Here is a 12,142-nt window from a genome sequence, read left to right on the forward strand (position 1 = left end):
GTCCCGTGTCTGGAATCCCGCGGCACGATAGCGCATGCGGCACAGGAGGTGCGCGGCGATCCGGGGCGCGATGCCGGCACGGCATACTATGCGGATGCCAGATCCGCGTTCCGACACACCCTCCTCCACGCCGACGGTCGCCGTCATCGGCGGCGGTCCCGCCGGCCTGATGGCTGCGGAAACACTGCGCGCCGCGGGCCTGCAAGTGGACCTGTACGACGCCAAGGGATCGGTCGGGCGCAAGTTCCTGATCGCCGGCAAGGGCGGCATGAACCTGACCCATTCCGATCCGTTCGATGTCTTCGTCACGCGTTACGGCGAACGCACGCGCGACGTTGCCAACTGGCTGCGCGAGTTCGATGCCGATGCCCTGCGCACCTGGGCGCGCGGGCTGGGCGTGGAGACGTTCGTCGGCACCTCGGGGCGCGTGTTCCCGTCGGATCTGAAAGCGGCACCGTTGCTGCGCGGCTGGGTAAGGCGCCTGCGCGAACAGGGCGTGCGCTTCCACGTACAGCACCGCTGGCTCGGCTGGAACGACGACGGTGCGCTGCGCTTCGCGACCCCCGACGACGAGGTTGTCGCGCACGCAGACGCCACGGTGCTCGCGATGGGCGGCGGCAGCTGGCCGGAACTGGGCTCCGATGGTGCGTGGGTCGCCGCGCTGGAAGCCAAGGACATCGACATCGCGCCGTTGCAGCCTTCGAATTGCGGCTTCGATATCAGCTGGAGCGAACACCTGGCCACGCGCTTCGCCGGCGAACCGCTCAAGCCGGTCGTCGCGCACTGGCAGGACAGCGACGGCACCGCGCATCAACGGCAGGGCGAATGCGTGCTCACGGCGACCGGCATCGAAGGCAGCCTGGTCTACGCGCTGTCGCCGATGCTGCGCGACGCGATCGCGCGCGACGGCCACACCACGCTGGTGCTGGATCTGCTGCCTGGACGCGATGAAGCGGACCTGGTACGACGCCTCGCCAAGCCGCGCGGATCGCGCAGCCTGAGCGAGCACCTGCGCCGCGAAGCCGGTGTCGCCGGTGTACGCGCCGCGCTGCTGTACGAAGTCCTGGACAAGACAGCGCTGACGGACCCGGCACGCATCGCACGGACGCTGAAGCGTTTCCCGTTCCGCCTGCTGCGTCCACGTCCGATCGCCGAGGCGATCAGCAGTGCGGGGGGCGTACCGATCGAGGCGCTCGATGACCGCCTGATGTTGAGTGCCCTGCCCGGCGTGTTCGCCGCCGGCGAGATGCTCGACTGGGAAGCCCCCACCGGGGGTTACCTGCTGACAGCGTGCTTCGCCAGCGGCCGACACGCCGCACTGGGCGTGATCGACTGGCTGGCGAAGCGCAACGCCTGAATGGTCGTCCGCAGGGGCTGCGGCGCGCACCCCGGGAAGTGCGTGCCGCAGCGGCTGCGGAACGTGGGCGGCACGATACGCGAGCGGTTGTTGGGTTCCGGTTAGCGTTTCAAAGCAGTTTTATTACAGACATTTACGGCCGGATGTGCATGCTTGTCCTCACGCTGCATGCACCTTCATTCTGCTTCGTCATCCCCCCCGCACTTCCGGCTCCGTTGCACGCCTGGCCTTGGCGGCCACGTACATGTTGTCGACCAGGTTCGGGTAGCGCCTTCCGGCCGCGGCGGCCCGTGCACGCGCCTCGTCCACCTGCGCCGGCGTCAGCTTCAAGCCACCCCCGCGACGCTTTGGCGCGGGCCGTTGCCAGGGGCTGGGCTTGCGCGTCGCCATCGATCAGACCGCAGCCGTCACCACGATTTCGATCAGCCACGCCGGCCGTGCGAGGTTGGCCTGCACGGTGGCGCGCGGCGGTGCGTTGCCTTCCGGCACCCAGGCATCCCACACGCGGTTCATCGCCTCGAAATCCTGCAAGTCCTTGATGAAGATTTCCGCCCGCAGGATCTTCGACTTGTCGGTGCCCGCGCGCGCCAGCAACGCGTCGATTTCGGCCAGCACCTGCTGGGTCTGTCCGGCGATGCCCTGGGTGGCGTCTTCGGCGATTTGCCCGGCCAGATACACCACGCCGTTGTGGATGGCCATCTCGGACAGGCGGGGGCCGACATCGAACCGCTGGATCATGGGGTTTCCTCCGTTGTGGGAAACGCAGCTTAGCGCTGCGGCGATGCCATCGCATCGCCTGCGGCACGCCACAACCACGTGCCGGCCAGCAACATGGCCGTGACGATCAGCAGGATCAGCAGCTTCTGCACCCATCCCTGCCCCGCGGGCGGCCACAGCGCGTGTATCCACAGCAGCAGGTAGCAGACGACCGACCATGCCGCGGCCAACGGAAAATGGCGGCACCATGCCGCATCCAGCCGGAACCGCCAGGCCTGCAGCACCATGCCGGTGGTGACGCAGAGGAACGCCGTGATCGCGCAGGTGTGATGGAACCAGTGATGGAAATCCGGCGCGATCTGCGGCAGCCAGGAGTCGCCGATCGCCACGCCGGCCAGCGCGACAGCTCCGATGCAGAACAGCAGTACAGGCGCCGCGCTGCGTGCCTTCGCCGACAACTGGGCGCGCAGGCCAACGGAAAGCAGGACGATGGTGGCGGCGAGCAGGCAGTACGCCGTTCGCAGCAGCAGACCCCAGGGACCGAGCAGGTACTGGCTCAGCGTGGCCTGGCGCCAGTCCAGGTCGCCGCGCACGACCTGCAACGCCCCGGCGACAAGCAGGAACAGGACGGCCCCGCCGATGGCCGAAATGGCAGCAAGACGGGTCGACGCGGAAGGTGGAGCGGAGGCGTCGGTGTATTTGGGACGGGACATGGACAACGGATCGCGGGGGACGCGGAATTATTGTCCAGGCGCTCAAGAATCCATGCGCGCGGCCGCTGTCATGGGCAAAGCTCCGCAGCGTGCCCGCCATCACGCTTTGACCTACACTCCGCCATCCCCCGGCAACCCGGGGATGGCCGCCACGAGCAAGGGGACTCCAGCGCCAATGCCGTTCACTGCACCGCCGCCCGCTACCGATCCGGCGCGCCACACCCAACGCCTGCCGCGCCGGATCTACCGCTTGCGCATGCTCGGCATGGGTCTGGGGGCGCTGCCGATCGGCATGGTGCTGCTAGAGAACGGGGCCAGCGGCAGCCAGTGGGCGTTCCTGTTCTTCACCACGGTGCTGTGGCCACAACTCGCGCTGTGGCTGGCGCTGCGTCATCCGGTGCCGTTCCGGGGCGAGATCCGCAACCTGTTGGTCGACTCGATCCTGGCCGGCATGTGGGTACCACTGATGGCCTTCAACCTGCTGCCCAGCGTGCTGCTGGTGACGCTGGCCACGGTGGACAAGATCAGCACCGGCATCGACCGGCTCTGGTACTGGTCACTGCCATTGATGGCGGCCGGCGCGCTGGCAGCCGGCATGGCCACGGGCTTCGAGGTACAGGCCGTCACCAGCATGCCGGTGATGGTCGCGTGCCTGCCGATGCTGCTGATCCACACCATCGCCGTCAGCCAGGCCAGCTACCATCTGGTCCGCAAGGTGAAGCGGCAGAACAGGCAGCTCGATGAACTGAGCCGGCGCGACACCCTCACGGCACTGGACAGTCGCCGCCACTGGCAGGAACAGGCAGCGCTGCTGCTCGAACAGTGCGCGGCGACCGGTGAACCGGCCACGCTGTTGATGATCGACATCGACCACTTCAAGGCGATCAACGACCGTCACGGCCATGCGGCCGGCGACGACGTACTGCGCGCGACGGCGGAGGTGATCCGCCACAGCATCCGTGGACACGATGCGGCGGGCCGTCTGGGCGGCGACGAGTTCGCGGTGCTACTGCGCGGTACCGATGTAGAGGCGGCCGGCATTGTGGCGCAGCGCATCCGCGAAGGGGTGCAGGCGTTGCAGACGGAGAGTGCGCCGGGACTGCGTCCCACCGTCAGCCTGGGACTGGCGAAGACGACGGGCGCGGCCGGATTGCGGGCGTGGATGGAAGCGGCCGATCGTGCGCTCTACCAGGCCAAGAGCCGGGGTCGCAACCAGTTGGCGGTCGACGAGGACCTGACGCCGCTCGTCGATACGCCCTGACGTAGCACCTCAGGCGCCGAGATGCTCCACGCGATCGCGATGGGGCAGTTCCAGCACGTTGCTGGCCGCACGCACGGCGTCCTGCTCGTGGTCATTCACGCAGACGCGATTACGACCGTTGTGCTTCGCGCGGTAGAGCTGCTTGTCCGCATGCGACAGCAGCTTGGCCAGGCTGTAACCGGACTCCTGACTGGAGGTCACGCCGAAGCTGCCGGTGATGGCGAACACGTGCCCCGTCTCGCGGGTCTCGATCTGCGCCAGGCGCACGCGGCAGTCTTCAGCCACGCGCGCGGCCGCACGCAGGTCGCAGCCGTACATCAGGATGGCGAACTCCTCGCCGCCCAGGCGACCGAGCACATCGATGCGCCGGCAGAAGCCCTTGCTCGCCTCCGCCACTTCCTTCAGCGCCCAGTCGCCGGTGCCGTGACCGAAGCGGTCGTTGATGTTCTTGAAGTGATCCAGATCGAACATGATCAGCGCGGCCTGCTCGCCGTTGCGGGCGCACTCGGCCAGCGCGCGCTCGGCGCGGATGGTGAAGTGGTGGCGGTTGCAGATGCCGGTCAGGGCATCGGTCTCGGCCATCTTCTTCAACGACAGCTGCACGCGCTTGATCTTGAAGGCCCAGTAGCCGATCGAAGCGACCAGCAGCACCAGCAGGATGACGATCAGCCGGGTGTTCTGCGCCGCCGTCTGGTCGACCTTGCGCTGCAGCTGCAGCACCTGGTTCTTCTGATCGAGCGCGCTGATCTGCTGGGTTTTCTGCAGCGTCTCCTGGCGAACGATCTGGTACGCCAGTTCCCGCGCGTTGACATCGTTCAGATAGGCCTTGTCGGCTTCGGCGAACTTCCGGAACTGGGTGAGCGCGAGCGCCTTGTCTCCCTTCCGTTCCGCGATTTCGTACAGCGTCCGATACGCCGCCACGAGCGGAACGGAATACGGGATGTTCGCGCTCAGCGCTGCTGCACGGTTCGCGTGTTCCTCGGCAGCTTCGATGTCCTGCTCCTCCAGCAGGAACTGCGCGAGCAGGGAGTGCACCTCGCCTACCAGGCGCGGGTAACGGGTCCCCTCGATTTCTGCCAGGTTCTCGCTCAGCATCGAGATCGCTTTCTTGCGCTCCCCCTGCGCCGCCCACTTCTGCGCCAGCACCTGGCGCGTGAAGTTGGCTATCACCACTTCCTTGTTCGCCAAGCACTCATCGATGATGCTGACAAGTGCTTTGTCTTCGTTGGGAATTTCGCCCAGCTTGAGTTGCGCTTCGGACTTCAGGAATCCCGCGAAGCAGCGATCCCGAGGGCTCTTGCTGGCCGCAAGTACCTGCTCGGAGAACTGCAGCGCCAGTTCGTGCTGGCCAATCTGGTTGTAGAGCACAGCCGCCGACACGGCCGCATGGATCTTCAGATAGGGATCCTTCACCACCGGCAACAGCGCCAGGGTCTGCTCCAGTTGCCGCAATCCCTCGGTGAACTGCCGCGTACCCGCGTAGCTGTTGACGATGAGCGAGCCGGCTCTGACCTGCATGTCCACCGACGAGGTGGAACGCATCAACTTGTTTGCCGCCTCGATTGCGGCGTCGAAGCGACCGGCGAATGCAAGCGCATAGGCATTCAGATACGCAACCTGTGCCTGCTGGTCGCCCGTGGCCTCGCCCTTCCTCGCGTTGACCTCACGCAGCACCTGCCTGAACTCCACAGGATTCGCGCTACGGACCTGCTCGGCTTTCTCCAACAGCGCGTCGAAACCCAGCTTCTGCGGCGCAGACATCGCGGATGTCGAGCACAGCAAAAGGACCAGGGCGCAAAGCACCCCGGTCCATGAAAGACCGAACGTCACGCGCGGATTACTGCGCCTTCTCTTCCTGTTCGTCCTCGCGACCATCCCGATCACCGTCTTCATCGCCATTCTCCTTAAACGGCTCGTTCTCAGGCGCATAAATCGCGCAGACCATCATCGCGCGCGCGCCTACAACACCGTTGAGCGTATCCACATCACCCGTCAGGATCGCCTTCTTCTCCTGGTCCGTGACATCCGCATCACGGAAATAGGCTTCCAAGCTCTGCAGGCCCACTACCGGGGCCGCCCCCATACGTTCCAGCACCTGGATTGCATTCGTCACGCGAGTATCCCCAAATTGCCCTTCTATGTACTGCGACCGCCACGGTTTTCCGATGTGCGGTCCCCCTGGAGGCCTCTTCGTCTGCGCCGGCAGGACCGTACGCGTGCCCCTTGTCGCGGACAATACCCGCTTTCGTGACATGGAACCACTACTGTGCCCCGGGCGGCGGCTACGCGCCGCTGGCCTGCAATGACGCCAGCCGATCCAGCATGGCGTGGTTGCGCTCCAAGGGTCGGAACGGCGGGATTACCAAGGTGGTGCTCAGTTGAAGCCGGACCCTGGGCAGGTCTGACAGCGGCATCCGTTCCATTCGGGGTTTCGCGATCGGCAGGGTCGCGGCCTCGTACGCGATCACCTCATGTTCTGCCGGGCACCCCTGCTCCGCCAGCAGCTCGATGAGCAGATGCCTGAACTGCGCTCCCGTCTCGAAACGGGCGAGCGTGCGATCGCCCGCCACCCCGATCTGCCAGAGGATCAAGTACGCCGAGGGATCGATCCGACGCTTGTAGAACATGAACTGGCTGGCTTCGTAGTGCTGGCAGCCGTAAGTGCCGGGATCGATCCCCAGATCGGCGTAGAGGCAGTCTTCGGCGGACACAGCCGCCTCCATGACCGCGTCATGCCCCTCCTCACGGGCCTGGGCCACCGCCCTGTGTGGCACCACGGCGAACACCCCCGGGTGCCCGTAAAACGCGCCACATACCCGTCGACCTGCGCGCACTTCCACCATCATGGCCGCGACCATCTCCCGATAGGTGTCGGTTCGCGGCTTACCCTCGGCGTAATAAGGCTGCAGGCTGCGCACGTCGCGATTCATGCCCTGCACCCACAACTCCACCAATGGATCGGAGACAGCGACGAATACGACATCCGCCTGCTCGATATGGCTGCGTGCCCGCGGGCCGATATGCGCACCCAGCATCATCCCGGTGCCCACGCAGGCCAGACTTCCCTTCTTCATGTTTTCCCCTGTTTCATTGCATTGCCCGACGCATGCTGCCAGCGCGCCCGCGTCCGTTCCCACCTTACGCCACCATCCCGGTGTCCCTCCGCGGGAGTGCGCTCGAAGTCCAGCTTTCTCATCAACCCCTCGGCGCCGCCATTCTCCGCCTGGTGGCGCGTAAAGACGATCTGGCAGCCGTCTTCGCTGAACGCGAAATCCATCAAGCGGCGGATGATCTCCGTCGCGACCCCACCGTTATGCCACTCGGGCCAGATGAGGGCGCCGATCTCGTGCATCCCCTCCCGCGCCACGAGCGCCAACAAGCCGATCTCCCGGTCCGACGCTTTCTCGACGACCACCCAGGTCCGATAGTCGCGACTTCCATTCCTGCTGAAGGATTCCACCTTGCTGAAGGCTTGTCGGGCCACCGCTGCGTCCAGTGGTTCAACCACATGCCGCATCACCGCAGGATCGGTATACAGCGCGACATACAACGCCGCGTCCCTCGCGGCGAGAGGACGCAGATGGAAACGCGCCGTATCCAGCGAAAGCAGGCTCATGCGTATACGCGATGCAGAAGCGACCTCAACCGTGCGCGCCCCTCGCCCACCGCACGATCGCCTCCGCCTGCATCGCACCGCTCTGCCGCGCGATCTCGCGGCCGCCCTGCAGCAGCACCATCGTCGGGATGCTGCGGATGCCGAAGCGGTTGCCCAGACCCGGGCTGGCGTCGGTATCCACCTTCGCCAGCCGCATCGCCGGCTCCAGCACCGCCGCGGCGCGTTCGAAATGCGGCGCCATCTGCAGGCAGGGCCCGCACCACGGCGCCCAGAAGTCGACCAGCAGCGGCAAGGTGCTGCGCAATGCGTGTCGATCGAAATCCGCCTCGCCCAGCGCCAGCGGCAGACCCGTGAACAGCGCCAGGTGGCAGCGCCCGCATTGCGGCGTCTCGGCCACCCGCTCCGCCGGCACGCGGTTCATCGCCGCGCAATGCGGGCAAGCGATCAGGTGGGCGGCGACTTCCATGCGCACATCCTAACGCCGACCCGTAGCGCGATGCTGCGTCGCGACAGTCACTAGACTGCCGGTACCACCTGCCTGAAGGAGGGTCGCCCCATGATCGCCCCCTTGCTGGCGGCCGCGCTGGCCATCGCCGACCTGGCGCCCGCCCCTGCCTCCGCACCCGAGCCCCCGGCCCGACCACCGACCCCGGCCGAGGTCATGGCGCTGCCGGAGCCGCTGCGCCAGCAGTTCCACGCCAGGGTGTTGTCCACGCCGCGCGCACCCGAGCAGCGCCTGCGTCGGCTGGTCGAGTTCCTGTTCTCGCCCGACGACCTGGGCATAAGCTACGACATCGACGCCAACCACACGGTGGCCGAAGCGTACGCCACGCGGCGGGCGAACTGCCTCAGCTTCACGCTGCTCGCGATAGCGCTCGCGCGCGAAGCGGGCTTGCAGGCCTACGGTCAGCAGATCGATGAGACCCTGGCGTGGCGGCAGGAACAGGACACGCTCTACCGTACCCATCACGTCAACGCCGGCGTCCGCATCCACGAGCGCCAGCTGAGCGTCGACGTGGCCTGGGACCAGGTGATCGCCCGCAAGCCACCACGTGCGATCCGCGACGAACGCCTGCTGGTGCACTACTACAACAACCGCGCCGCCGACCTCCTGGAAGCCAATCGTCTGGAGGATGCATTGCGCTATGCGCAGGTGGCCAAGATGCTGGATCCCGACTACTCCGTCACCTGGAGCAATACCGGTGTCCTGCATCTGCGCCATGGCGACCCTGCGCAAGCCGAACAGCACTACCTGCACGCGTTGCAGCTGAATCGGATGGATCCCGGCGCCCTCTCCAACCTGGCAGCGCACTACCAGCGCACGGGCAACATCACGGCGGCGGCCCGTCTGCAGAAGCGCCTGCAACGGGTGCAGGCCAGGGATCCGTTCCACCACTTCCTGCAAGGCGTCCTGCACGAGCGCGAAGGCAAGCTCCAGCTCGCCGCGCAGGACTACCGCCAGGCGATCAAGCTGTTCCCGGACGAGCACCGCTTCCACTTCGGTCTGGCGCGCGTGTATTTCCTGCTGGGCGAAGGTGAAAACCAGCAGCGCTACCACGCCAAACTGGAAGCCCTGCGGCGGCTCACGCGCTGAGGCACGCCCTCGATCTCACCCCAACGGCCACTCGCCCAGCACGTCGTAGTCGGCCTCGCCCTCGATGCTCTGCAGCAGGTGGACGGCCTGCGGGTGCAGCACCATCGGGGTCACGTCGACCGGCGCGGTACGTGGCGGTACGTAGGCCAGTGTCAGGTGGGGGACGAAACTGCGGCCGACGTGCTGCTTGAACCCCGCACGCAGCAGACGCTGCTGCAGGCCACGCCAGAAGGCTACGACCGCCGGCGAAGGCTGCAGCGCCGCCAGTGTCAACGCGGGATTCTTCGGATTGCCGAGGCATAGCAGATGGTCGAGGGTGATGCCCACCGGTTCGGGCTGCCATTCCTGCATGGCCTCGCATGCGGTGCGGATCATGTCTTCGCGCGGGCCGTCGCTCTCGCCGAGGAAGTGCAGCGTCAAGTGGTAGCGCTCGGGACGCACCCAGCGCGCCTGCGGGAACGCGGCCATCAAATCATCGGCGCGGTGCCGCAAGCCCTCGCGCTCGCCCGCTGAAGGGACGAGAGCGAAAAACAGGCGATGCAAACGGCCCGGTTGCGGGCCGCCGAACAGGTCGCCTTGCGGGGTGGAAACGGGGCGGGAGGACATGGCGCGGGGGCGTGGAACAACCCCCGCATCATCGGCGCGACGCCATCACCATGCAACCCTGCGGCCCGGATCGCGCACGGCAGGCGTGCATGCACGCCTGCCGTGCGGACGTCAGCGGATCACCAGATCCGCACGCGGTCCTGCGGTGCGATGTACAGCGGATCGCCCTGCTTCACGCCGAACGCGGCGTACCACGCGTCGATGTTGCGCAACGGCGCGAAGGCGCGGATGTGGCCCGGCGAATGCGTGCCGTTGACCAGCTGCTGGCGCAGTGCGTCGTCGCGCCACAGCGTGCGCCAGATCTGGCCCCAGCCCATGAAGAAGCGCTGGTCGCCGGTGAAGCCGTCGATCACCGGCGCCGGCTTGCCGCCCAGCGAACGGTGGTAGGCCTCCAGCGCGATGGTCAGGCCACCCAGGTCGCCGATGTTCTCGCCCATCGCCACGCGGCCGTTGATATGCATGCCCGGCAGCGGCGCGAAGGTGTACGCCTCGTACTGCGCGCCCAGCTTGGCGGCCTGCACTTCGAACTTGGCCGCATCGTCGGCCGTCCACCAGTCGCGCAGCACGCCCTTGCCGTCGGACTTGCGGCCCTGGTCGTCGAAGCCGTGGATGATCTCGTGACCGATCACGCCGCCGATGCCGCCGTAGTTCACCGCCGGATCGGCATCGGGATCGAAGAACGGCGGCTGCAGGATGGCGGCCGGAAACACGATCTCGTTCTTCACCGAGTTGTAGTAGGCGTTGACGGTCTGCGGGGTCATGCCCCACTCGCCCTTGTCGACCGGCTGGCCGATGCGGGCGCGGCGGAATTCCCACTCAAACTGGCCCGCACGCTGCGCATTGCCGAACAGGTCGCCGTTCTTCACCACCAGCGCGCTGTAGTCGCGATAGGTGTCCGGGTGGCCGATCTTCAGGCCGAAGCCCTCCAGCTTGGCGTGCGCCTCGGCCTTGGTGGCCGGGCTCATCCACGCCAGCGTATCCAGGCGTGCGCCCATCGCTGCCTTCACGTTGGCGACCAGTGCGTCCATCTTGGCCTTGGACTCCGGCGGGAAGTACAGCGCCACGTAGTCGCGGCCGATCGCCTCGCCCATCGCCGACTCGGCGAACGACACGCCGCGCTTCCAGCGTTCGCGCTGCTGCGGCTGGCCGGACAGGAACTTGTCGCGGAACTCGTACTGCGCCACCGAGAAGTCCTTCGACAGCAGCGGCGCCGCGTTGTCGATGGCATGGAACGCCTGCCAGGCCTGCAGCGTGGACACGTCCGCCTCGCCGAAGATCGCGGCGATCTTCGGGATCGCGCTGTCCTGCCGGATCACGGCGCGGCCCGCGCCCTCGACGCCAGCAGCGGTGAAGAAGCTCGCCCACGGGAAACCCGGCGCCGTGGTGGCGAACTCGGCCATCGCGCGCGGGTTGTAGGTCTTGTCGCGGTTGCGGCTTTCGGCGCGCGTCCAGTGCGCGTCGGCGATGCGGGTTTCCAGCGCGAGGATCGCCTTCGCGTTCTCCTGCGGCTTGGCCCAGCCGGCCAGCTGCAGCATCTGTGCGATGTAGGCCTCGTAGCGCTCGCGCTGCGGCTTGAAGTTGTCGCGCAGGTACATCTCGCGGTCGCCCAGGCCCAGGCCGCCCTGGCTCAGGTACAGCGTGTAGCGGTCCGGATCCTTCTGGTCATCGCTGACGCTGAGGTTGAAGAACGTATCGAAGAAGCCGCCGCGCTGCCCCATCAGGCGTGCCAGTGCGTCCTTGTCCTTCGCCGCGCGGATATCCGCCAGCACCGGCTGCAGCGGCTTGGCGCCGAGCGCGTCGATGGACGCCTCGTCCATGAAGCCCCGGTACAGCGCTGCGATCTTGGCCGGATCGCCGCCGGTGGCGGGATCACCCAGGGCATAGCCCTCGACCAGCACGCGCAGGCGCGCCTCGGACAGGTCGCGCAGGATGGCGAAGCCACCGTAGCTGGAGCGGTCGGCCGGGATCTGGGTGGTATCGGCCCACGTGCCGCTGACGTAGCGGAAGAAGTCCGCGCCGGGCTTGGCCTGGCGGTCCATGCCGGCGGTGTCGAGACCCCACGTGCCGAAACGCTTGGCCGCGATCGTCGAGCCCGTCGCGGCGCTGCCGGCCTCGGGTTCGGCGAACAGCGACTGCAGCGTGCAGCCGTCATCCAGGCAACCGTGGTCTTCGTGGGCCGCGAGCGGTGCGGCGGCGGCGAGGGCCAGCAGAGTGGCGGCGGACAGCAGGGTCTTCTTCAACAGGGTTCTCCGGCAGCGGGAGCACGCGTGGCGCGCAC

Annotated in this window: 12 protein-coding genes; 3 read left to right on the forward strand and 9 right to left on the reverse strand. The window is 67.0% G+C overall.

Annotated elements, in window-relative coordinates; genetic code table 11:
• Positions 1-94: 94 nt before the first annotated feature.
• On the forward strand, positions 95-1,357 hold the full coding sequence (locus tag IB225_RS01385; protein WP_192309031.1) for a TIGR03862 family flavoprotein: 1,263 nt from the start codon (positions 95-97) through the stop codon (positions 1,355-1,357).
• 393 nt (positions 1,358-1,750) lie between these two features.
• Here IB225_RS01385 and IB225_RS01390 read toward each other — a convergent pair whose 3' ends face one another.
• Positions 1,751-2,095 (reverse strand): RidA family protein, encoded by a 345-nt coding sequence (locus tag IB225_RS01390; RefSeq protein WP_192309033.1) that lies wholly within the window; start codon positions 2,093-2,095, stop codon positions 1,751-1,753.
• A gap of 29 nt (positions 2,096-2,124) precedes the next feature.
• The gene (locus IB225_RS01395) at positions 2,125-2,787 is read right to left on the reverse strand and encodes a DUF998 domain-containing protein (protein ID WP_192309035.1); all 663 of its coding nucleotides are present in this window, start codon (positions 2,785-2,787) and stop codon (positions 2,125-2,127) included.
• A 175-nt stretch (positions 2,788-2,962) separates the two neighbouring features.
• Here IB225_RS01395 and IB225_RS01400 point away from each other — a divergent pair, with 175 nt between their 5' ends.
• Positions 2,963-4,048: a diguanylate cyclase gene (locus tag IB225_RS01400; RefSeq protein ID WP_192309043.1), complete on the forward strand. Its 1,086-nt coding sequence runs from the start codon at positions 2,963-2,965 to the stop codon at positions 4,046-4,048.
• A 9-nt stretch (positions 4,049-4,057) separates the two neighbouring features.
• Here the strand turns inward: IB225_RS01400 and IB225_RS01405 are convergent, their stop codons facing one another.
• The 5 genes from IB225_RS01405 to trxC all read right to left on the reverse strand — a co-directional run bounded on the left by IB225_RS01405 (position 4,058) and on the right by trxC (position 8,130).
• The gene (locus IB225_RS01405) at positions 4,058-5,809 is read right to left on the reverse strand and encodes a GGDEF domain-containing protein (protein WP_192309045.1); all 1,752 of its coding nucleotides are present in this window, start codon (positions 5,807-5,809) and stop codon (positions 4,058-4,060) included.
• A 76-nt stretch (positions 5,810-5,885) separates the two neighbouring features.
• The gene (locus IB225_RS01410; RefSeq protein ID WP_192309047.1) at positions 5,886-6,161 is read right to left on the reverse strand and encodes a hypothetical protein; all 276 of its coding nucleotides are present in this window, start codon (positions 6,159-6,161) and stop codon (positions 5,886-5,888) included.
• A gap of 169 nt (positions 6,162-6,330) precedes the next feature.
• Entirely contained in the window at positions 6,331-7,122 is a 792-nt protein-coding gene (locus IB225_RS01415) for an SAM-dependent methyltransferase (RefSeq protein ID WP_192309049.1), read from the reverse strand.
• Positions 7,119-7,664, reverse strand: a complete 546-nt coding sequence (locus tag IB225_RS01420; RefSeq protein ID WP_192309051.1) for a GNAT family N-acetyltransferase — start codon at positions 7,662-7,664, stop codon at positions 7,119-7,121. The genes IB225_RS01415 and IB225_RS01420 overlap by 4 nt, the downstream gene beginning before the upstream one ends.
• A 25-nt stretch (positions 7,665-7,689) precedes the next feature.
• Positions 7,690-8,130: a thioredoxin TrxC gene (trxC, locus tag IB225_RS01425; RefSeq protein ID WP_192309053.1), complete on the reverse strand. Its 441-nt coding sequence runs from the start codon at positions 8,128-8,130 to the stop codon at positions 7,690-7,692.
• A 90-nt stretch (positions 8,131-8,220) separates the two neighbouring features.
• On the opposite strand from trxC, the gene IB225_RS01430 reads away from it, so the two are divergent.
• Complete coding sequence (locus tag IB225_RS01430; protein ID WP_192309055.1) at positions 8,221-9,258, forward strand: tetratricopeptide repeat protein; 1,038 nt, start codon at positions 8,221-8,223, stop codon at positions 9,256-9,258.
• 15 nt (positions 9,259-9,273) lie between these two features.
• Here the strand turns inward: IB225_RS01430 and thpR are convergent, their stop codons facing one another.
• Together thpR and IB225_RS01440 are read right to left on the reverse strand one after the other, a co-directional pair.
• A complete protein-coding gene (gene thpR, locus IB225_RS01435; protein WP_192309057.1) occupies positions 9,274-9,864 on the reverse strand; it encodes an RNA 2',3'-cyclic phosphodiesterase in 591 nt (196 codons plus the stop codon).
• A 119-nt stretch (positions 9,865-9,983) separates the two neighbouring features.
• Positions 9,984-12,104, reverse strand: coding sequence for a M13-type metalloendopeptidase (locus IB225_RS01440; protein ID WP_225583174.1), 2,121 nt, complete (start codon positions 12,102-12,104; stop codon positions 9,984-9,986).
• Positions 12,105-12,142: the final 38 nt, after the last annotated feature.

This window comes from Pseudoxanthomonas sp. PXM02 (assembly GCF_014851805.1).
GTDB lineage: Bacteria > Pseudomonadota > Gammaproteobacteria > Xanthomonadales > Xanthomonadaceae > Pseudoxanthomonas_A.

Excerpts from the sequence above, each read along its gene's own strand:
- IB225_RS01430 (WP_192309055.1), top strand. The coding sequence starts at position 8,221 with ATGATCGCCCCCTTGCTGGCGGCCGCGCTGGCCATCGCCGACCTGGCG.
- IB225_RS01415 (WP_192309049.1), bottom strand. The coding sequence starts at position 7,122 with ATGAAGAAGGGAAGTCTGGCCTGCGTGGGCACCGGGATGATGCTGGGT.
- IB225_RS01390 (WP_192309033.1), bottom strand. The coding sequence starts at position 2,095 with ATGATCCAGCGGTTCGATGTCGGCCCCCGCCTGTCCGAGATGGCCATC.
- IB225_RS01420 (WP_192309051.1), bottom strand. The coding sequence starts at position 7,664 with ATGAGCCTGCTTTCGCTGGATACGGCGCGTTTCCATCTGCGTCCTCTC.
- IB225_RS01405 (WP_192309045.1), bottom strand. The coding sequence starts at position 5,809 with ATGTCTGCGCCGCAGAAGCTGGGTTTCGACGCGCTGTTGGAGAAAGCC.
- trxC (WP_192309053.1), bottom strand. The coding sequence starts at position 8,130 with ATGGAAGTCGCCGCCCACCTGATCGCTTGCCCGCATTGCGCGGCGATG.
- IB225_RS01385 (WP_192309031.1), top strand. The coding sequence starts at position 95 with ATGCCAGATCCGCGTTCCGACACACCCTCCTCCACGCCGACGGTCGCC.
- thpR (WP_192309057.1), bottom strand. The coding sequence starts at position 9,864 with ATGTCCTCCCGCCCCGTTTCCACCCCGCAAGGCGACCTGTTCGGCGGC.
- IB225_RS01395 (WP_192309035.1), bottom strand. The coding sequence starts at position 2,787 with ATGTCCCGTCCCAAATACACCGACGCCTCCGCTCCACCTTCCGCGTCG.
- IB225_RS01400 (WP_192309043.1), top strand. The coding sequence starts at position 2,963 with ATGCCGTTCACTGCACCGCCGCCCGCTACCGATCCGGCGCGCCACACC.